At 70.7% G+C, this 19,613-nt stretch carries 15 protein-coding genes and 1 pseudogene; 9 read left to right on the top strand and 7 right to left on the bottom strand.

Annotated features, from left to right (window positions below; translation table 11 throughout):
- Window positions 1–46: 46 nt before the first annotated feature.
- Window positions 47–1,189 (bottom strand): cation diffusion facilitator family transporter, encoded by a 1,143-nt coding sequence (locus ACWZEH_RS04015; protein ID WP_456195673.1) that lies wholly within the window; start codon window positions 1,187–1,189, stop codon window positions 47–49.
- 61 nt (window positions 1,190–1,250) lie between these two features.
- Between ACWZEH_RS04015 and ACWZEH_RS04010 the strand changes: the two genes are divergently transcribed.
- Window positions 1,251–1,610, top strand: a complete 360-nt coding sequence (locus ACWZEH_RS04010) for an ArsR/SmtB family transcription factor (protein WP_456195671.1) — start codon at window positions 1,251–1,253, stop codon at window positions 1,608–1,610.
- 32 nt (window positions 1,611–1,642) lie between these two features.
- On the opposite strand, the gene ACWZEH_RS04005 is transcribed toward ACWZEH_RS04010, so the two are convergent.
- On the bottom strand, window positions 1,643–2,875 hold the full coding sequence (locus ACWZEH_RS04005) for a 4-hydroxybenzoate 3-monooxygenase (RefSeq protein ID WP_456195669.1): 1,233 nt from the start codon (window positions 2,873–2,875) through the stop codon (window positions 1,643–1,645).
- Between the two features lie 78 nt (window positions 2,876–2,953).
- The gene (locus tag ACWZEH_RS04000) at window positions 2,954–3,367 is read right to left on the bottom strand and encodes a CoA-binding protein (RefSeq protein WP_456195667.1); all 414 of its coding nucleotides are present in this window, start codon (window positions 3,365–3,367) and stop codon (window positions 2,954–2,956) included.
- A gap of 143 nt (window positions 3,368–3,510) precedes the next feature.
- Here ACWZEH_RS04000 and ACWZEH_RS03995 point away from each other — a divergent pair, with 143 nt between their 5' ends.
- The 4 genes and pseudogenes from ACWZEH_RS03995 to ACWZEH_RS03980 all read left to right on the top strand — a co-directional run.
- Window positions 3,511–4,341: a hypothetical protein gene (locus tag ACWZEH_RS03995; RefSeq protein WP_456195665.1), complete on the top strand. Its 831-nt coding sequence runs from the start codon at window positions 3,511–3,513 to the stop codon at window positions 4,339–4,341.
- On the top strand, window positions 4,338–4,898 hold the full coding sequence (locus ACWZEH_RS03990) for a SixA phosphatase family protein (protein ID WP_456195663.1): 561 nt from the start codon (window positions 4,338–4,340) through the stop codon (window positions 4,896–4,898). The genes ACWZEH_RS03995 and ACWZEH_RS03990 overlap by 4 nt, the downstream gene beginning before the upstream one ends.
- Window positions 4,899–5,011: 113 nt before the next feature.
- The gene (locus tag ACWZEH_RS03985; RefSeq protein ID WP_456195662.1) at window positions 5,012–5,638 is read left to right on the top strand and encodes a YigZ family protein; all 627 of its coding nucleotides are present in this window, start codon (window positions 5,012–5,014) and stop codon (window positions 5,636–5,638) included.
- Window positions 5,639–5,872: 234 nt separating this feature from the next.
- Window positions 5,873–5,962: pseudogene (locus tag ACWZEH_RS03980) on the top strand (IS21-like element helper ATPase IstB); the annotation flags it as partial.
- A 303-nt stretch (window positions 5,963–6,265) separates the two neighbouring features.
- On the opposite strand, the gene ACWZEH_RS03975 reads toward ACWZEH_RS03980, so the two are convergent.
- Entirely contained in the window at window positions 6,266–6,640 is a 375-nt protein-coding gene (locus tag ACWZEH_RS03975) for a winged helix-turn-helix transcriptional regulator (RefSeq protein ID WP_456195660.1), read from the bottom strand.
- Between the two features lie 77 nt (window positions 6,641–6,717).
- Here ACWZEH_RS03975 and ACWZEH_RS03970 point away from each other — a divergent pair, with 77 nt between their 5' ends.
- On the top strand, window positions 6,718–7,128 hold the full coding sequence (locus ACWZEH_RS03970) for a RidA family protein (protein WP_456195658.1): 411 nt from the start codon (window positions 6,718–6,720) through the stop codon (window positions 7,126–7,128).
- A 517-nt stretch (window positions 7,129–7,645) separates the two neighbouring features.
- Window positions 7,646–8,662, top strand: a complete 1,017-nt coding sequence (locus ACWZEH_RS03965; protein WP_456195656.1) for an aldo/keto reductase family protein — start codon at window positions 7,646–7,648, stop codon at window positions 8,660–8,662.
- A gap of 81 nt (window positions 8,663–8,743) precedes the next feature.
- On the opposite strand, the gene ACWZEH_RS03960 is transcribed toward ACWZEH_RS03965, so the two are convergent.
- The 3 genes from ACWZEH_RS03960 to ACWZEH_RS03950 form a co-directional block, all read right to left on the bottom strand.
- Window positions 8,744–9,940, bottom strand: coding sequence for a cytochrome P450 (locus tag ACWZEH_RS03960; RefSeq protein WP_456195654.1), 1,197 nt, complete (start codon window positions 9,938–9,940; stop codon window positions 8,744–8,746).
- Window positions 9,937–10,167: an MbtH family protein gene (locus ACWZEH_RS03955; protein WP_456195652.1), complete on the bottom strand. Its 231-nt coding sequence runs from the start codon at window positions 10,165–10,167 to the stop codon at window positions 9,937–9,939. The genes ACWZEH_RS03960 and ACWZEH_RS03955 overlap by 4 nt, the downstream gene beginning before the upstream one ends.
- A 79-nt stretch (window positions 10,168–10,246) precedes the next feature.
- Window positions 10,247–17,656: an amino acid adenylation domain-containing protein gene (locus tag ACWZEH_RS03950; protein WP_456199424.1), complete on the bottom strand. Its 7,410-nt coding sequence runs from the start codon at window positions 17,654–17,656 to the stop codon at window positions 10,247–10,249.
- A 625-nt stretch (window positions 17,657–18,281) separates the two neighbouring features.
- Between ACWZEH_RS03950 and ACWZEH_RS03945 the strand changes: the two genes are divergently transcribed.
- The gene (locus tag ACWZEH_RS03945) at window positions 18,282–18,803 is read left to right on the top strand and encodes an SAM-dependent methyltransferase (protein ID WP_456195650.1); all 522 of its coding nucleotides are present in this window, start codon (window positions 18,282–18,284) and stop codon (window positions 18,801–18,803) included.
- Between the two features lie 48 nt (window positions 18,804–18,851).
- Window positions 18,852–19,274: a hypothetical protein gene (locus ACWZEH_RS03940; RefSeq protein ID WP_456195648.1), complete on the top strand. Its 423-nt coding sequence runs from the start codon at window positions 18,852–18,854 to the stop codon at window positions 19,272–19,274.
- The last annotated feature ends 339 nt before the right edge of the window (window positions 19,275–19,613 follow it).

The following is a 19,613-nucleotide window of genomic DNA, read 5'->3' as shown; positions in this document are numbered from 1 at the left end:
GGCCGGCCCGGCGCCCGCACCGGTCGGGTCACGCCGGTCGTACCGCTCATGCCGCCGCGTGGTGGGCCAGGGGCAGGTGCGGGTCCTGCTCACCCGGGACAGGCTCCGGGTCGGCGTGAACCAGGGCCGCGGTCAGCCGGGGCACCGCGTGCAGCAGGGCGTGCTCGGCGTCGACCGCGACACGGTGGGCCTCCCGCACGGTCGCCCCGCCGTCCACCACGACCGCCACCTCGGCCCGCAGCCGGTGCCCGATCCAGCGCAGCCGCAGCTCACCCACCCCGCGCACACCGGGGACCTCGCTCAGCGCCTGCTCGGCCCGGTCCACGAGCGCCGGGTCGACGGCGTCCATCATCCGCCCGAACACCTCCCGCGCCGCGTCCCACAGCACCAGGACGATCGCCGCCGTGATCGCCAGCCCCACGACCGGGTCCGCGAGCTGCCACCCCAGGGCCGCCCCGCCGGCGCCCAGCAGGACGGCGAGTGAGGTGAACCCGTCCGTCCGGGCGTGCAGCCCGTCGGCGACCAGCGCGGCCGAGCCGATGGCCCGGCCGACCCGGATGCGGTAGCGGGCCACCCACTCGTTGCCCGCGAACCCGACGAGTGCGGCGACGGCGACCGCCGGGACGTGGTTCATCGGCCGCGGGTCGAGGAGCCGGTCCACCGCTGTCCAGCCCGCGAAGGCCGCGGAGGCGGCGATCGTCAGCACGATCACGATGCCGGCCAGGTCCTCGGCCCGGCCGTATCCGTAGGTGAAGCGGCGGGTGGCGGCCCGTCGGCCCAGCACGAAGGCGATCCCGAGCGGTACGGCGGTCAGCGCGTCCGCGGTGTTGTGCACCGTGTCGCCGAGCAGCGCGACCGAGCCCGAGAGGGCCACCACGACCGCCTGCGCCAGTGCTGTCGCACCGAGCACCGCCAGTGAGACCCACAGCGCCCGCAGACCGCGGGCCGAGGACTCGAGGACGGAGTCGATCTTGTCCGCGGTCTCGTGGGAGTGCGGGGTGAGCAGATGGCGGAGGCGGTGGCTGAGCCGGAGGCGGCCGTGGTGGCGCGAAAACGCGCCGGGGCGCCCGGGGCCGTGACGGTCGCGCTCGTGGGGGTGCCCGCGCGGTCGCCCGTGGCTGTGGCTGGGGCTGGGGCCGTGCCGGTGTCCGGGCTCGTGATCTCGGCCGCGCTCGTGCCGGTCGTTCACGTGGATCCCCTTCCGGTGTGCGAGGTGGACGGGCTGTCGCCCACGGGGTCATTATGTGCGTATGAGCGCACGCATGCACCTCTCATCTGCGCACGATGCGCACCACCGCACGCCCGGCGACGAGCAGTTCGCGCTCGCCGCGGAACTCCTGGACATGCTCGGAGACCGCACCCGGCTGACCCTGCTGCACGCGCTGACCGGCGGCGAGGCCGACGTCGGCACGCTCACGGAGGTGTGCGGGGCGGCGCGGCCCGCGGTCAGTCAGCATCTGGCGCGGCTGCGCCTCGCGGGGCTCGTGGACACGCGCAAGGAGGGCCGCAGGGTGATCTACTCACTGCGCGACGGGCATCTGCGGCGGCTGGTGGACGAGGCGCTGAACGTCGCCGACCACCGGCTGGGCGACCGGCCCCCGCACGACTGAGGCAGTCGGAGAGGCGCTCGGCGCTCCCCCGGTCAGTACGTGGCGGCCGCGCCCAGATACTGCTCGGCGAAGGCGGCGGCCGCGGCGCGGGACGTGAACAGACGCCGCAGCCGTGCCAGAGTGGTGCCCGCGCGGAACGGTTCGCCCGCCGCGGTGCCGTGGTAGAGCTCGGAGAGCCACTGCGAGAACTCCTGGCAGTCCCACACGCGCCGCAGGCACGCCTGCGAGTAGCCGGCCAGTCCGCTGTCGGCGCCGGTCGTGAGGTGAGCGGCCAGCGCGTCACCGAGCAGGAAGGCGTCGTGCAGGGCGAGGTTCATGCCCTTGGCGGCGATCGGCGCGACCAGATGCGCCGCGTCCCCGGCGAGGAAGAGGCGCCCGAACGCCATCGGCTCGGTGACGTAGTCGTGCATGTCCAGCACACGCTTCTCGATCAGCCTCCCCTCGACCGGAGGAGGCGCGCCGGCCGCACCGAGCCGTCGCCGGAGCTCCGTCCAGACCCGCTCGTGCGGCCAGTCGGCGGGGTCGGCGCCCGGCGGGCACTGGAGGTAGTAGCGGGTCACCTCGGAACTGCGCGGCATCTGGCCGGCGAACCCGTCCGGGTGGCAGCCGAAGACCACGCTGTCACCGGCCGGCGGCGCCTCGGCGAGCAGTGCCAGCCAGCCGATGCCGTAGTCGTGCCGCGCCACACGCGCCCGCTCCGGCGGCAGCGCGGCCCGCGTCGCCCCGCGGGCCCCGTCACAGCCCGCCACGAAGGAGCACTCCACGACCTGCCGCCCGCCGGTCTCCGGGCAGGTGTACGACACCGACGGCCGGTCGCCGTCCACGTCGTGCAGCCGCACGTCCCGCACGCCGAACCGGATCTGCCCGCCCCGCACGTCCGCGTACGCGTGCACCAGGTCCGTGACCAGCAACGGCTGCGGATAGATCCAGTGATGGCCGCCGGTCAGCTCCTGGTAGGGGAAGCGGTACCGCTCCCCGCCGAAGCGGAACTCGCACGCGGAGTGCAACTCGGCCCGCTCCAGCAGGTTCTGTGCGAGACCCCGCCGCTCCAGCCCGCGCACCGCCCCTTCCTCGATCACCCCGGCCCGGGGCCGCCGCTCGATGGACTCCCGCGACTCGGCCTCCAGGACCAGGCACTCCACACCGGCCGCCCGCAGGATGTTGCCGACTGTGAGCCCGGCCGGGCCGGCACCCACGACGACAACCGAAAACCGTTGGGAGATAAGGGAGTTGGGGTGAGGGTGAGAGGGCAAGGGCTGCGTCATCCGGTCATTATGACGGTGCGCCGGTCGGCTGCGGCCGAGTCGTCGCGCCCTTCCTCACGGCCTGGGGCGGCGAGGGCTTCAGGCCTGGCTCAGCCGCGGTATCTCGATCGCGGGGCAGCGGTCCATCACCATCTCCAGGCCCGCCGCGCGGACCCGCTCGTAGGCAGCCTCGTCGATGACGTCCAACTGGAACCAGATCGCCTTGGCGCCCTCGGCAACCGCCTCGTCCGCGACCGCCCCGGCCAGTTCGCTGTTCACGAACACGTCCACGACGTCCACCTCGAAGGGGATCTCCGCCAGCGAGGCGTACCCCTGCTCGCCGTGCACCGTCTCGGCCTTCGGATGCACCGGCACCACACGTTTGCCGAAGCGCTGCAGCACCTGGGCGACGCCGTACGCCGCGCGCTGCCGGTTCGACGACAGGCCCACCACGGCCCAGGTGTCGCCGAGCCCGGTGAGAATCCTGCGGACCGTTGCCTCGTCGCCGTACACCGTGGGCCTCCTGAGGGGTGGTAGCCGTAGTGGTCGTCAGGGAGCTGTGAGCTGCCCTACGGGCAACGAACCGGAGTCCGGAGTGATTCCCGGGGACACGGGGAACGTCCCGGAGCCACGGCGTCCCCCGAAAAGCGTGCGAGATGACTGCGCGGACCCGCTTGTGCGCCTACGCTCGCCTCGTGCTGCGCATCACCGACGCCCGGACCGGCGAACTCGTGGACGCCACCCCCGCCCGGCGGGGCCTCACCCGCGTCGAGGCCCACACGCGCGGGTTCGATCCGACGAACCTGCGCGTGCTGCTCGTCGCCGACCTGCTCGTGCGCGCCCTGGAACTCGGCGGCACCCCGGTGTGGGCGCTGCTCGACGGCGAACGGGACCTGCCCGAACTGCGTGCCGCAGGCGCCGCCCTCGGCGTACGGCCCTTCGAGGACGGCCGGGACGCCGGTACGGGACTGGGGGAGGCCCAGGTCCTGCACGTGGTGAGCGAGGGCGGCGCGGCACCCGACGGAGTGCGTGTCGCCGTCGCCCCCGTCCACCAGGAAGGGCTGGGTGACGCGCCGGACGGAGCCGATCGCGCCGATTCCACCGATGTACCCGGCCCCGCCCGCCTCACCGCCCCGGACAACCCCACCGAGCCGGCCGTCCTGCGGCTCGCCCTGCTCACACCTCCCCGGAGCAGTCCGCTGCGGCTCGACCCCGCCGCCCTGGACGAGGCCGCGGGCACCCTCGGGCGCTGGCGCGGCGCGGTCGCCGCCTGGGCGCACCGGCCCTCGAGGCCCATCCCCGACACGGTGCGCGTGGCCCTGCGCACCGCCTGGGAGGACGACCTGGACGCGGTCGGTGTGCTCCGCGTGCTCCGCGCGGTGGAGCAGGACGCGGAGGTGCCGGACGGCGCCCGCTTCGAGACGTACGCCTACGCCGACCGGCTGCTCGGCCTCGACCTCACCCGGGACCTGGGGTCCCCGGCATGACCGGGGCCCCCGGCGGGACCGGGACGCCCGGGACGGGGCCGTCGCGTCGGCTGGTCGTGCTGCGGCACGCCAAGTCCGCCTGGCCCGAGGGCGTGCCCGACCACGACCGTCCGCTCGCCGCACGTGGCGAGCGTGACGCGCCCGCCGCCGGGCGCGCGATCGCCGGGGCCGTCGGCACGCCCGGCCTCACCCTGTGCTCCACCGCCGTACGCGCGCGCCGGACCTGGGAGCCGGTGGCGGCCCAGTGGGACACACCCCCGCCGGTCCGGCACGAGGCGCGGCTCTACGCCGCCGGTGTTCCCGACCTGCTGGCCGTGGTGCGCGAGGTGCCCGCCGAGGTCGGCACCCTGCTGCTGGTCGGCCACAACCCGGGCCTGGCCGACCTCGTCCTGACGCTGGCCGGCGACGGTGTGGGCGACACGCTCGACCGGGTCCGCGCCAAGTTCCCGACCTCCGCGGTCGCGGTGCTGTCCTGGCGCGGCGCCGCCTGGACGGACCTCGCCCCCGGCACCGCCCTGCTGACCGCGATGACCGTACCCCGGGGCGCCGCGCGGTAGGCCGTTTCAGCCCCCGCCCGCCCGGCCGTCAGCCCTGCCTGTACCGGTCCGGCCCGCCCTCCCGTCCGCCGCCCGCGACGTCCCGCCCGGAGGGCTGCGCATAGGGTGGCCGGATGCAGGACGAGTACCGCACCGTCACCCGCGCGGGTGTGCACGAGACCGAGATCAACCGCTCCCGTTTCCTGTGCGCGCTCGCCCCGGCGGCCACCGAACGTGAGGCGCAGGAGTTCGTCGCCGCCGTCCGCAAGGAGCACGCCGACGCCACCCACAACTGCTGGGCCTACGTCATCGGCGCGGACGCCTCCGTCCAGAAAGCGAGCGACGACGGCGAACCCGGCGGCACCGCGGGCGTCCCCATGCTCCAGATGCTGCTGCGCCGCGACATGCGGTACGTCGTCGCCGTCGTCACCCGCTACTACGGCGGGGTCAAACTCGGCGCGGGCGGACTCATCCGCGCGTACGGCGGGGCCGTCGGCGAGGCGCTGGACAGTGTCGGAACGCTCACCCGGCGCCGGTTCCGGCTGGCCGCGGTGACCGTCGACCACCAGCGGGCCGGCAAGGTCCAGAACGACCTGCGCTCCACGGGGCGCGAGGTGCGGGACGTGCACTACGGCGAGGAGGTCACGATCGGGATCGCCCTCCCGGATGCCGACGTGGACGCCTTCCGGTCCTGGCTCGCGGACGCGACCGCCGGGACCGCCCGCTTCGAACCGGGGGGTGAGACGTACGGCGACGTGTGACGACCGCAACCGTGCGCCCCGTCGGCTTGGCAAAGGTGCAGTTCAGGCGGGTGTCGCTTCCTCAATGAAGGGCTCGTCGGTGGTGCCGGTGCTGGTTCGGCGCTGACCTGTGGGCACCCCTCGTCGTCCCTGGTGACCTGTTCCGTGCTGGTTCCGTGCTGGGGGAAGGCACTGAGTCGCAGGCGGCGGGGCGAGGTCTGGCAGGCGCCGGCGAACCGGTCGGCGGCCTTCTGGTGGACGAAGACGTTCACCGATCCCAGGCTCTGCGCGGCCATCGTCGAGACCGGCACCGACTCCTGCCGCCTCGCCCAGACCAAAGCAAAGCCCGGGCCGAACGATCCATCGGATGACCACGGCCGCTCGAGCCGTGCAATATCCCCTGGGTTCGTCGGGATGGCTGTCCCTCGAATTGCCTCCGTTTCCCCAGGTCGGCATGGCGTCACGGCGCAGATGGCCCACATGGATCATGGCGGTTCTTCGGGAATCCCGAAGAACCGCCATGATCCATGTGATGTGGCGCGCACCGGTGGCAGCGAGGAACCCGGTCGGATCCCCCATGCGGTAGTCGCTGCCTGACGGGAACCCACGGGATACTGCACAAACGCGTGCCCGGCCGAAGGGGGGAGATCAGTTGCCTGTTTCCTCTCTCTGTGTGTCATAGGTGTCGCGTGCTCGTGCGATGGCGGGCATGTTCTCCGAGGCCCACGCCAGCAGTACGTCGATGGGAGGCCGAAGCGTCTTGCCGAGTGGTGTGATCCGATACCTGACCGCCACCGGGCGGGTGGAAACGACCTCGCGCTCGACCACGCCGTTTCGTTCGAGTCGTCGAAGTGTCGCGGTCAGTGACTTCTGTGTGACCTGGGGGACGGCTCGGCGTAGTTCGTTGAAGCGGCACGGGCGTTCGCAGAGCTCGCTGAGGACGCTGAGCGACCACTTGTCGAGGATCTGGTCGAGCAGTTCGCGGTGCGGGGGATCGATGCGAAGTTCGTGATCGGTATCCATGGCGAAACCTGGTCTCGTTGAAGTGTCCTTCTTCCACTAGGTAGCTTACGAATACCTAGTTCAAAGGAGAAACACCCATGACTGTTCAGCACTTCACGCCCGAAGGCATGCTGCAGCCGGTCCCCTACCACCACGTCGCCGTGGGCACCGGAACGAAGCACGTCCACGTCAGCGGCCAGATCGCGCGCCAGGCCGACGGCACTCCGGTCGCGCCCGACGACCTGGCCGGACAGGTCGCCCAGGCGCTGCGCAACACCTCCACCGGGCTGGCGAGCGCGGGCGCGTCGTTCGCGGACGTGCTGCGCCTGACGTTCTACGTGACCCGGTGGAGCCCGGAGAAGATCGGCGACTTCATGGCCGGCGTGGAAGCCGTCGCCGAAGAGATCGGGCTCCCGCTTCCCATGCCGCCGGCCTCCCTCATCGGTGTCGACTACCTCTTCGAGCCGGATGTGCTCGTCGAGGTCGAAGCAACCGCGCTGCTCGGCTGAATTCCTGAGACGGATGCCTTCCAGCCTCGTTTTGACGCGGTCACCTTCAAGGACGGCGGAGGTCGGCCCACCGTCGCCCACGGACCGGACCGGGCCAGCCGCCGTCGACGGCTCGGTCCGGTATCGCAGTCGCAGTACGAACGGACCAGAGAACCGGTGTCACTGTCAGAAAATTCGACTGACCAATCCGGACCGTGTCGCGTTGGGGTGCCATCGGTCAGATCTCATAAACGCTCGACGGTGGGAATCACGCGCCGTGGTCGGGAACATGTCGCCCGTTGTGTCCGGGCTCGGACGAGCCGAAGCCTGAGTACGACACGGTCACGACCACTCTGACCGAGCGCCGGCTCGTCAAGGTGGCTGAGGCGCCGACCGTTCGGCGTCGGCCCCGCGAGGGCAGAATCGGACGCCGTTCTGTGCTGCTACAGACGGCTCCTCAGACCGACCATGCAGGAGACGGGCGTAGCCAGTTGCGCGTTCGCCGGAGGGATACCAAATCCGTTGATAATTTGGTGCCATGGACTTTCGCCATCTGGGACGCAGCGGTTTAATCGTCAGTCGGATTGCGTACGGCAACTGGCTGACCCGGAGTTCATCGAGAAGCGAAGGGACGGAACTGGCCTGCGTGCGCGCGGCACTTGACGCCGGAATCACCACCTTCGACACCGCGGACGTCTATGCGGATGCCCACGCCGAGGAATCCCTCGGCCGGGCGCTGAAGGGGGAGCGCCGGGAGGGCCTGGAGATTCTCACCAAAGTCTTCGCCCCGGTCGGGCCGGGCCGCAACGACATGGGGCTCTCGCGCAAGCACATCCAGGAGTCGATCGGCAATTCCCTGCGCCGCCTCGGTACAGACCACGTGGATGTCTACCAGGCTCACCGGTTCGACCTCTCCACTCCGCTGGAGGAGACCATGGAGGCCCTCGCCGACGTGGTGCACTCCGGCAAGGCGCACTACATCGGCGTATCCGAGTGGACCGCGGACCAGATCAGGCACGGGTACGCCCTCGCCCGTGAGCTCAAGATCCCCCTGATCTCCAACCAGCCGCAGTATTCAGCCCTGTGGAGGGTGCCCGAGGCCGAGGTCATTCCGGTCTGCGAGGAGCTCGGCCTCGGGCAAATCGTCTGGTCGCCCCTGGCCCAAGGCGTGTTGACCGGCAAGTATCCGCCGGGCGGCAAGTGGCCGGAGGGCTCCCGGGCCACGGACTCGAACGACGGCTCAACGGTCCTGGCCGCCTGGCTGACGGACGACGTCCTCGGCCGGGTGCAGCAGCTGCGGCCGATCGCCGCCGACGGCGGCCTGACGGTCGCGCAACTCTCGCTCGCGTGGGTACTCCAGAACCCCAGTGTCTCCGCGGCCGTGCTTGGTGCATCCCGGCCCGAGCAGATCACCGAAAACGTCAAGGCGGCCGGCACCAGACTGGACGACGACGTCATGGCCCGGATCGAAACCGTCCTCGGCCCGGTGGCCAACCGTGACCCGGCGGCCACGGTCGAGAGCAGCCCGTCGTCCCCCGACTGGCGGCTCGCCTGACGGTGCGAGCGTGGGCCTCCTCGCGGACGTATGACACGTCCGCGGGTCCCCTCAGTCAAGTGCCGCGACTTCACCGGTGGTTCACCAGGCGATGGGCAACCGCAGCAAGCTCCGTACCTGCATGCCGTCCTTCCATTCCAGTGAATTCATGGGAACGGCACACCGCATGCCGGGCAGCCGCGCGAACAACGCCTCGAATGCCACCTGCATTTCGAGGCGGGCGAGCGGCGCACCCAGGCAACGGTGGATTCCGTACCCGAATCCCAGATGGGGATTGTGCTCCCGGGTCAGGTCGAAAAGGTCCGCGTTCTCGAACACCGATTCATCACGGTTGGCCGAGGGAATGGCAGGAAGTACGGATTCGCCCGCACGGACAAGCGTTCCGCTCAGCTCGACGTCCTCGGTGGCGTAGCGCGCGAAGGTGACATGGGAGATGAGGGGTACATAGCGCAGCAGTTCCTCGATCGCCCTCGGCGTCGACTCGCGCTCGCCCTGAAGCAGTTCCAGCTGCTCGGGGTGGGTGAACAGGACGTACAGAGAGTCGATGAGCTGCGACGAGACCGTCTCGTGCCCCGCGATCAGCAGGACACTCGCCAGCTCCACCAGCTCCTTCTCGGAGAGCTTCTCCTCCTCGTCGCTGGCCTTGACCATGGCGCTGATCAGGTCGTCCTGCGGCTGCTGACGGCGGGCGGCCATCAGCCGCGCGATGTATCCGTGCAACCGCTCGGTGTCCGCCTCGATCTCCTCCTCCGTCATCACGGTCGTGGCGGAAAAGGCGTCGAGCCAGCCGCGGAACTGCTCGCGGTCCTCGAACGGGACACCGAGCAGATCGCAGACGACCGTACCGGCGAAGGGAACCGCGAACCCCTCCATGAGATCGCCTGGTGGCCCCTGAGTGACGAGGCCGTCGATCAGCCGGTGCGCCTCGCCTTCGACCCGGGGACGCAGCAGCTCGACGCGGCGCGTGGTGAAGACCTTTGCCAGGAGCCTGCGCAGCCGGGTGTGGTCGGGCGGGTCCATGCCCAGGATGCTGGTGTGGATGGGCAGCGGGGTCAGACGGGACTCGTCGTGCTCCGCTGCCATCGCACGGCTGAACCGGGGATCCCCCAGGATCCTCTTCATGTCCGCGTGCCTGGTGACCAGCCAGGCGTCCTCGCCGAAAGGGCAGCGAACCCGGAGGACGGGTTCCTCCTGGCGCAGCTCTCTGTACAGCGGATCGAGGTCCAGAGCGATCGCTTCGCTGAAGGGGTAGCTGCGGGGTGACTGCTGGTCGCTCATGCGGACTGCACCTTTGAGAACCGGTCGTAGTGCTCGACGAGGCTCTTGGGCCGCATGTCGGTCCAGTTCTCCTCGACGTACGCGAGGCATTCCTGGTGGGAGGCAGGGCCGTGGACCGTGGTCCACCCCGCGGGCACGGCGGTGAAGGACGGCCACAAGGAGTGCTGTCCCTCGTCGTTGACCAGCACCGAGAAAGTGCCCTCGGTGTCATCCCAGGGGTTGCTCATGATGCGTGACCTTTCCGTGGACGAATGGATGAGGTGATGGCGTGGCTCTCCCGGGCCGGCCACGGTGATGGTGTGGTGCTCAGCGGACGGGCGGTGGGAAGAAGCCTGATGCTACGAAGTGATCGGCGTAGGTCCGGATGAGCGCGCCGTCCAGGGCCGGGAACGCCGGTCCCGAGTCTGCAAGGCCGGTCAGGGTGTTGGTCCGGTCGAGACGGATCTGCCCCAGGCGGGACAGTGCGGGCAGGGTGTCGGCGAGCAGCACGGCCGCGTCAAGGAGCCCCGCGCCTTTCTCCCGCTCCGCCTCGGCGTCCGCCTGCCGGCGCAGGGCTCGTATCCAGTCGTCGAGGCTCATGGTGGCCAAGTGATAGCCGTACGACCGCAGGTGGTCGAGGAACGTGTCGAAGGGGACGGGTTCGGGGCACGTGAGATGGTGCGCCAGACCGATGCCGCCGGGGCGGCGGGAGAGGTGGACGAGGGCGGCCGCGGCGTGGTCCACGGGGATCAGGTCGACCACGGGGGGCGGGGCGTCCCGACCGGCAGGGTGCGGGGCGGCCCCGATGACGAGCATCGCCCGCACGAGCTGCCAGAGCACGTCCTTGCTGGAACCGGCCCCGCTGACGGTGTGCCCGCTCACCCGGCCGAACCGGTACACACTCACCGGGAGCCCACGCTCGGCCGCCTCCCACACGAGCTGCTCCGCCGCCCACTTGCTGGCCGTGTAGCCGCCTGGCATGAGGGAGTCAGGGCGTACCCGGTGGGACTCGGGCACGGGGCCGAGGTTCCCGTGGTCCTCGTCGGTGTTCACGGAGACCGCAGCCGTCGAGACGTAGTGGACCAGCACCGGGACCGAGCGGGCCGCCAGGCGAAGCACCTCCTGGGTGCCGGACACGTTGGACGCCCTCAGCCGGGCGTACGGTTCGACCGCGTTGACCCGCGCGCCATTGTGATAAACGACGTCAGTCAGGGCCGCCAGGGCGTCGAACCGCTCCGGGGAGAGGCCGAGCAGGGGCTTTTCCAGATCACCGGGCACGGGCACGATCCGGCTGCGGATGGACTCGTTCCACAGCCCGTACTCCGCCAGGCTCTGCCGGACGCGCCTGGACGCCTGCTCGGTGTCGTCCGCGCGAACCAGACAGTGGATGTCGGCACTCGTACGGTCGAGGAGTTCGCGCAGGAGGAAGGCGCCGAGGAAGCCCGTCGCGCCCGTCAACAGGATGTTCTCGTGATCCGTCGCGTCGCCGGAGGGCCCCTCTCGCTGGGGCCCGACGGTGATCCGCGGGTCGAGCACGGCCTCTGCCACGAGGTCGGCCGGGGCCGGACCGGATGCGGAAGCGTCCGCCGGCGGGTTCACCTTGTCGACTGCCTCAAGGAGCGCGGCAACCGACTGCCGTTCGAAGAGGGTACGGACGGGCAGGTCCACCCCGAGGCGGCGGCGGATCCCGCTGATCACCCGGGTTACGAGCAGAGAGTGCCCGCCCAGGGCGAAGAAACAGTCGTCGATGGTCACCTGCGGGACGTCCAGAACCTCGGCGTACAGTTCGCACAGGATGCGTTCGCGCGGATTGCGCGGCGCCCGGCCTGCCGACAGCGTCGCGAGGTCCGGCGCCGGGAGCGCGGCGCGGTCCACCTTGCCCGTTGCCGCGACCGGCAGCGCGTCGAGGACCGTCACCGAGGCCGGGACCATGTAGTCGGGCAGCAGACCGGCCAGATGAGAGCGCAGCTCAAGGCCGTTCAGGCCCGCCGAGTGGCCGGCGGGCACGACGTATCCGGCGAGGCAGGTGGCGCCGCGGCTGTCCTTGCGGGGGACGACCACGGCTTGCGCGACGTCCGGATGGGCGCTCAGGGCGGCCTCGACCTCGCCCGACTCGATCCGGAACCCCCGAATCTTGACCTGCCCGTCGGCACGGCCTATGTACTCCAGTTCCCCGTCACTGTTCCAGCGAACGATGTCGCCGGTGCGATACATCCGGGAGCCGGGGGCGCCGAACGGGTCGGCCACGAACCGGTCGGCCGTGAGTCCCGGCCGGCGCAGGTAGCCGCGGGCAAGTCCGGCCCCGGAGACGTGCAGCTCTCCGGGCATCCCGGGCGGCACGAGACACAGGTCGCGGTCGAGGACGTAGGTGCTCGCGCCCACGGTGGGTGTGCCGATCGGAGGCGTACCGCTGCCGGAGAGCGGGGAGCTGAGCGTGGCGCACACGGTGGTCTCGGTCGGGCCGTAGCCGTTAATGAAGCGGCGTCCGGCCGACCAGCGCCGAACCGTCTTCCCCGACAACGCCTCACCCGAGACGATCAGCGAGGACACGGAAGCCAGCTGAGCGGGCTCCAGCACGGTCAGCGCGGTCGGCGGCAGCGTCGCGTGGGTGACGCCGAGCCGCTCGACCAGGGCGGCCAAGCCGGGCCCGGGTGCGGTGAGTTCTGCCGGTGCCATCACCAGCGTGGCCCCGGTCAGCAGCCCTCCGCACAGTTCCCACACAGCCCCGTCGAAGCTGTGCGACGCGAACTGAAGGATCCGGCTCGACGCCGTCACCCCGAACCGCCGCAGCTGCACCTCGACGACACCGGAGAAGCCGGAGTGGGTCACCACCACGCCCTTGGGGCGGCCGGTGGACCCGGAGGTGTAGATGGCGTATGCCGGACTCGTGTCCGCCAGCGGGCGCACCCGCTCACCGTCGGCGACGTCCGTCTCCTGACACAGGCCGACGGCGTGCCGGGTCTCGGCCTGGTCCAGGACGACCCGGCGCATACCAGGGGCGCCGGGAACGTCCGGAAGGGAAAACGACGTGTCGAAGTCGGTGAGGAGCAGCGCCGGACGGACGTCCTCAAGCATGAACCGGAGCCGGACGGCAGGGTAGTTGGCGTCCAGCGGCAGATACGCGCCTCCCGCCTTCAGCACGGCGAGGGCGGCGATGACCGAGTCGACCGTGCGGGGCAGTGCGATGGCCACGTACTGCTCGGGACCGATGCCGCAGCCGACGAGGTACCTGGCGAGCTGGTTCGCCCGTGCGTTGAGCTGACGGTAAGTCATTTTCCGTGCTGGCCCCACACCGTTGTCGAAGAGCAGCGCTGTCGCCTCGGGCGTCCGCTTGACCTGCGTCTCGAACAGATCGGGCAGGGGAAGTCGCGGTACACCCCGCAGCGTGTTGCGGCTCTGCTTCAGCAGCGTTTCCCGCTCGCCGGGGAGGACCGCATCCAGCGTGCCGATCCGCTGCCCGGGGTCGGTGGTGACCGCGTTGAGGAAGCGAAGGAACCGGTGGATGAGACGCTCGACGCTGCCCCGGTCGAACAGGTCGGTGCTGTACTCCGCCACGCCGTCCATCCCCTGCGGGCGCTGGTCGGCGCCCTGGCGCTCCCGCAGGCTCAGTGAAAGGTCGAACCTGCAGGCACCAGTGCTCACCGCACGCTCCCTGACGATCAGGCCCGGCAGCTCCGGCGCGCTCTGCGGAGCGTTCTGCAGGGCCAGCATCACCTGGAACAGGGGGTGGTGGGGCGTCCCGCGCGCCGGGGCGAGGGCGTCCACAAGCCGCTCGAACGGCAGGTCCTGATGGGCGTACGCGGCCAGATCGGTCTCCCGCACCCGGGCGAGCAGATCCCGGAAGGCGGGGTTCCCCGAGGTGTCGGTACGCAGCACCAGGGTGTTGACGAAGAACCCCACCAGATCATCCAGGGCTTGGTCCGTGCGGCCCGCCACCGGGGTGCCGATCGCGATGTCGTGGCCCGCGCCCAGCTTGCTCAGCAAGGTGGCGAGCGTGGCGTGCACCACCATGAACGGGCTCGCCCCGCACTGCCCCGCCAGGTCCACGATCCGCCGGTGCAGCTCGGCGTCCACCGCGAAGTGCAGAGTATCGCCGTGGTGGGACGCGGACTGCGGCCGGGGCCGGTCGAGGGGGAGTTCGGCGCACTCGGGCAGCCCCTTCAGAGCGCCGGTCCAGTACGCGAGCTGGCGGGCGGCCGGACTGTCGGGGTCGTCCTCCTCGCCCAGGAGCCGCCGCTGCCACAGGGTGTAGTCCGTGTACTGGACCGGCAGCGGTTCCGCGCCGGGAACCTCACCGCGGCGGCGCGCCGCGTAGGCTGTGGCGAGGTCCCGCCACAGCGGTGCGAGGGACCATCCGTCGCAGGCGATGTGATGGACGGTCAGTGCCAGGACGTGGCGGTCCGGGGCGGTGCTGAACAGGTGCGCCCTGACCGGAATGTGGCCCGCCAGGTTGAACGGGTGGCGTACCGTCGCGGCCACCGCCGTGTCGAGTTCCGCGGGCGCCACCGTACTGACATCGAGCGGCGGCCGTGCGGCCGCGCCGTCAAAGACCAACTGCCTGGGCACACCTGCCGTTTCAGGAAAGACCGTCCGCAGGCTCTCGTGGCGCTCGACGACATCGGCGAGCGCGGCTTCGAGCGCCGTCCGGTCCAACTCCCCTTCCAGCTCAAGGACGAGCGGGACGTTGTACGTCGCGGCCGGACCCTGGAGCCGGTCGAGGAACCACAGGCGGCGCTGCGCGAAGGACAGCGGTACCTCATCGGGGCGCTCCATGGGCTGGAGCGGGGGACGGCCCCCGGCCGACGCCTGCCGCACGGCTTCGGCCAGACCGGCGACGGTCGGTGCTTCGAAGACGCTGCGCACCGGCAGCTCCAGGCCGAGCACTGACCGCAGCCGGGAGCTGAGGCGGGTGGCGGAAAGGGAGTGGCCGCCGAGGGCGAAGAAGCTGTCGTCGATGGTGACTCTCGACACGCCCAGGATATCGGCGAACAGCCCGCACAGCAGCTCTTCGAGAGGGGTGCGCGGTGACCGTCCGTCCTCGGCGGAGCCGATGTCGGGCTCCGGCAGCCGTCGGCGGTCCACCTTGCCGTGTGGCGTCAGTGGCATGGTCTCGAGCACCACCGTGGCGGCCGGGACCAGGTACTCGGGTAGCCGCCTCTTCAGGAAGTCGCGGACCGAGGAGACCAGGGCGCCGGTGTCCCGCGCAGTGGAGGGGGCGTTGACGAGCGAGGCCAGCGCCGTACCGGCCGGTGCCGGGGCTCCACCGCCGGGTGTGCCGGGCGGGCGGCGGGTCAGCACGATGTCCAAGGCGTCATCAGCGGTGGCGGACCAGGTGACGGAGGCCCGAAGACCAAACCGCGCGGCAAGCTCGTGCACTTGCTCGATCAAGAGGGTCTCGGCGTCGTCCTGCACGCCCAACGAGTGGATCCGGCCCGTGTCTCCCTTACCGTCCAGCGCCCGCAGTGCCGCGGCGACGGGTGCGATCCGGCTGTCGGGCATCCCAGTCACCCGGATGTCGACGGGCCGTCCGGCACCGAGGCGGCCGGCCAGCGATTCCAGGTCCGAGACGTCCTGGCCCCACCGCAGGTCTTCCACGGGGAGAACGAGCCCGGCTCCGCGTACGGCCTTGCGCAGCACGGCGTCGTAGCGGTAGCGGGTCAGCTCATTGACGTACCGCCCCCGCTTCACCCGCACCTCGCTGCCGCCGATGCCCGGGACGGTGTCCGTCAGTTCGGTGAAGAACGCCGGGTCCACCAGCAGCTCCTTCTCCCGGACCATGCCGTGCTCGACGGCCGCGCGCAGGGCGGCGGGGCTCGACGGCAACTCGGGGCGGCGCAGCTGGACATCGGTGTGGAAGGTGCGAAGGAGGCACAGGTTGCGTACGTCCCCGACGAAGACCGACCCGCCGGGGACGAGCAGCTCGACTGCCTTGGCCAGGACGTCCGTGAGGTAGTGCGCGTCCGGGAAGTACTGGGTGACGGAGTTGATGACGACGGTGTCGAAGAAGTCGACGGGCAGGCCGCTGACGTCGTCGGCCGCGCGGGCGCCCAGTTCGACCCGGTCCGCGAGCAAGGCATCCTGACGCACCAGTCCGGTCAGTGCCTCGATGGCCCGGCCTGACAGGTCCGTTCCCCAGTAGGCGTCGCACCGCGGAGCCAGCCGTGACATCAGCAGCCCGGTGCCCACGCCTATCTCCAGGACGCGACGTGGGTTCAGTTCACGGATTCGTTCCACGGTTGCGTCGCGCCACTCCCGCATCTGCTCCGGCAGGATGGGCCGGCCGTCGTAGCTGCTGTGCCAGCCGGAGAAGTCCTCGCCGAAGGGCACTTGAGCGATCTCGCTGTAGAGCGAGTTATAGATCCCCTGCCACTCGCTCACCGCGTCCGCGCTGCCCTGCTCGGTCCCGGCCCCGTCGGTGGGGACGACATAGCCGATGAGCCGTTTGTGTCCGGGCCGGTCCTCCCTGGTCACGACCACGGCCTGGGCGACACCCGGGTGCTCCGAGAGGACGGCCTCCACCTCGCCGGGCTCGACGCGGAAACCACGGATCTTCACCTGGTCATCGCCGCGGCCCACGAACTCCAGGAGACCGTCCAACCTGCCGCGCACCAGGTCACCGGTTCGGAAGAGCCGGGCGCCGGGCTCTCCCAGAGGGTCGGCGACAAACCGTTCGGCGGTCAGGGCCGGGCGATTCCAGTAACCACGGGCCAGGCCCGAGCCGCCGACGTACAGTTCCCCGACCGCACCTGGTGGGACCGGGCGCAACCGCCGGTCGAGGACCTCGATGCGCATGCCCGACATGGCGGCGCCGATGGGAACCACGGTGCCCGGGCCACCGGTGTCGGCGACCCGGTGGTAGGTGGCGAACGTCGTCGTCTCCGTCGGCCCGTAGCCGTTGACGACCGCCGTGCCGGGACAGGCCCGCAGGACCCGCCGGACGGCCGCGGGCGAGACTGCGTCCCCGCCGGTCCACACTTCGCGCGCGCCGCGGAAGCACCGCGGATCCTCCTCCGCGAGGACGGAGAACAGCCCGGCGGTCACCCACAATCCGGTGATCCCCGCGTCCGAGACCGCCGAGGCGATGCCTCGGGCGTCCAGTTCGCCCGGGGGCGCGACCACGACCGTCCCGCCGCACAGCAGCGGCACCCACAATTCGTAGGTGGACGCGTCGAAAGCGTGCGGCGAGTGCAGCAGGACCCGCTCGTGGGCACCGCTGCGCCAGGTGTGGTCCCGGGCAAGACCCACGACGTTCTCGTGAGTCACCGCTACGCCCTTGGGCGTACCGGTGGAGCCGGAGGTGAACATCACGTAGGCGAGCTGCCGCGGTTCGGCAGGGATATTGGGGGAGGCCGGGCCCTCGTGCCCGTCCGAGGCGCCGGAGTGCACCGACAGGACCCGTGGCCCGGCGCCGAACTCATCCTGGGGACGTGGCCCGTCCGTCAGGATCAACCGGGATCGGGTCTGCTCGACCATCCACTGCAGTCGCGATGCGGGTTGCCGTGCGTCCAACGGCACATAACAGGCACCGGACTTGACGATGGCGAGCAGGGACACCACGAGATCGGTCGAGCGTTCCATCAGGACCGCCACGGTGGAACCCGGGCCCGCCCCCTCCGCGGCAAGACGCCGGGCCAGGTGGTCGGAACGAGCGTCGACCTCCCGGTACGTCATGGCCGTGTCTTCCTCGGCGCCACAGATCAGTGCGGTCGCATCGGGAGTCAGCCGAGCCTGTCGCACGAAGGCTTCCGGGAGCGTCGCGGCGGCGGCGTCGGACGGGCCGGAACGTCCGAGGGGGACTGCGGAGCGCGGAGCATCGGCCGGGAGCCGGGGTGGGAGGGAGTGGTGCTGTGCGGACACGCGTCAACTCCTCTGCGCGGGCTCCTCGGAGCACGGTGCTGCCGGCCTGCCGGTCGGCCGACTGGGGAAGGCGCACTCAGTCGTCTGGTGAATGCGCAAGCGGACGATGCGTAGCGATCATGTCGCAGTGCGTTGCGATGCGGAAACGGGGCAGTGGCCGATTCGGCCGTTCTTGTAACCGATCGGTCGTGTGGGGTTCTGCGGCCAACCCGCAGGCGCGGTCACTCCCGGAGGTGGTTCCGCTGGGGCGCGAGCCCCGGCTGCACCACCGGGCGGCAGGGCGCAGTCGTGAGGTCATCCGTCAGGTACGCGGCCCGGAGATTGGCCGGAATGAAGTGCCGAAGGGCGGTTCGTGGTAAATGTCGGGCAAAGCTCCGGTGCGCTCCGCGCTGCGCTGGGAAGATCGCGCTTGCTTTAGCGATACGGCACAGGAGGAGCCACCTCCTGTGCCCGTGATGACCATGGAGATGCGTACCGGTGATCCACTGAAGGGGAGACTCGGGCCATGACTGCCGACAGGCGCGCAGTCGCAGCCGAAGTGGTCGAAGAACTCTACGACCGGGGAACCGAGTTGCTGAGCGCCCTTATGGGCGGCAGCATGCACTACGGATACTGGGCCAGCCCTGCCGACGCCGGTTCCATGGCCGAGACGTCCCGGCGAATGACCGAGCTCATGATCGACAGGCTCACGGTGCGCAAGGGGGGACGGGCCCTTGACGCCGGCTGCGGTACCGGCCGCCCGGCCCTCGGACTCGCCCGGTCCACGGGTGCGGAAGTCGTCGGCGTCACCATCAGCCGTGAACAGGTCCGGCTGGCGAACCTGGCGGCCGAGGCAGAAGGTCTTGACGGGCAGGTGAGGTTCCAGCACGGCGACGCGGCCGACCTCTGCTCCGCACCCGAGTCCCTCGACGCGGTGTGGCTGTCCGAGTCGCTGTTGCACATGCCCGATCCGCGGCGCGTAGTGAGGCAACTCGCTGCAGTCCTGCGACCCGGTGGCCGCCTCGTCATCGCCAACCTGGTGCAGTGAGCCCCGCTCGCCGAGGCCGAGGAGGCCGGCCTCGCGGCGTACCTCGAGATGACCGGCATCGCCTCGATCACCCCGCTGGACGTCTATCCCGGCCTGATCACCCACAGCGGGCTCGTACTGGACCAGCTCCTCGACGTCTCCGGCCACAGCGTCCGCAAGACCCTCGAGTGCGTCCTCGCCGGGCTCTCCGGGACAGTGGTCCCCGAGGTCGCGGAGACCGACGCGGCGAGCGAGGCGCTCAGGCAGGCAAAGGCCAGCGTGGAGCAGTTCGCCGGGACACCGGGCATCGGGTACACGCCGGCCGTTGTTGGCCCGACAGTTCTCTTTGCGGACCTCCGGCCGCGGTTGCCCGCTCGAGCTCACCCGGCCTGTCGCCGCCTGCCAATGGCCGTCCGGCTTCCCGGCCTCTCACTCCGCTCGTCCGCCGGCTTCGCCGTGTACCGGCCGCTGTGCACCGGGTGGCGCAGGTGAGGCACGAGAGCGAGAGCCGCACCAAGGGCGTCGACGGTAAGTCGGCTGTGGCGAGCGTTCATGTCCCGGGTTCACCAGAGCGGGTGCTGCGGCGCGGTCACGCTTCAACAGTCCCCCGTAGGCGTTCCTGCTCGCTGGGGGAGATGCGCGGACATGCACGGCTCCGGCCGACGTGTTGCGGTCGTGTAGCAGAACACCGCCACGCAAATTTCTCAGGTGGGATCTTCAGGCCGTTCTCGGCCCGACCTCGCAGAGACCGGTACGACCATGGGTAAGCGCAGGCACGACCCTGTGTGCACAGCTAGCGACGTAGTGCGTTCGCTCGCCATCCACGTCGCT

It is taken from the genome of Streptomyces yamdrokensis, assembly GCF_053890455.1.
Note: the sequence above shows the minus strand (reverse complement) of the source record. Positions and strands in the feature narration are given on the sequence as shown.

Bases quoted from the DNA above. Each gene is read 5' to 3' on its own strand.
- ACWZEH_RS03995 (WP_456195665.1), top strand. From the start codon at position 3,511: ATGACTGCGCGGACCCGCTTGTGCGCCTACGCTCGCCTCGTGCTGCGC.
- ACWZEH_RS03985 (WP_456195662.1), top strand. From the start codon at position 5,012: ATGCAGGACGAGTACCGCACCGTCACCCGCGCGGGTGTGCACGAGACC.
- ACWZEH_RS04010 (WP_456195671.1), top strand. From the start codon at position 1,251: ATGAGCGCACGCATGCACCTCTCATCTGCGCACGATGCGCACCACCGC.
- ACWZEH_RS03940 (WP_456195648.1), top strand. From the start codon at position 18,852: ATGACCGGCATCGCCTCGATCACCCCGCTGGACGTCTATCCCGGCCTG.
- ACWZEH_RS04005 (WP_456195669.1), bottom strand. From the start codon at position 2,875: ATGACGCAGCCCTTGCCCTCTCACCCTCACCCCAACTCCCTTATCTCC.
- ACWZEH_RS03945 (WP_456195650.1), top strand. From the start codon at position 18,282: ATGACTGCCGACAGGCGCGCAGTCGCAGCCGAAGTGGTCGAAGAACTC.
- ACWZEH_RS03990 (WP_456195663.1), top strand. From the start codon at position 4,338: ATGACCGGGGCCCCCGGCGGGACCGGGACGCCCGGGACGGGGCCGTCG.
- ACWZEH_RS03970 (WP_456195658.1), top strand. From the start codon at position 6,718: ATGACTGTTCAGCACTTCACGCCCGAAGGCATGCTGCAGCCGGTCCCC.
- ACWZEH_RS03960 (WP_456195654.1), bottom strand. From the start codon at position 9,940: ATGAGCGACCAGCAGTCACCCCGCAGCTACCCCTTCAGCGAAGCGATC.
- ACWZEH_RS03955 (WP_456195652.1), bottom strand. From the start codon at position 10,167: ATGAGCAACCCCTGGGATGACACCGAGGGCACTTTCTCGGTGCTGGTC.
- ACWZEH_RS03975 (WP_456195660.1), bottom strand. From the start codon at position 6,640: ATGGATACCGATCACGAACTTCGCATCGATCCCCCGCACCGCGAACTG.
- ACWZEH_RS03965 (WP_456195656.1), top strand. From the start codon at position 7,646: ATGGACTTTCGCCATCTGGGACGCAGCGGTTTAATCGTCAGTCGGATT.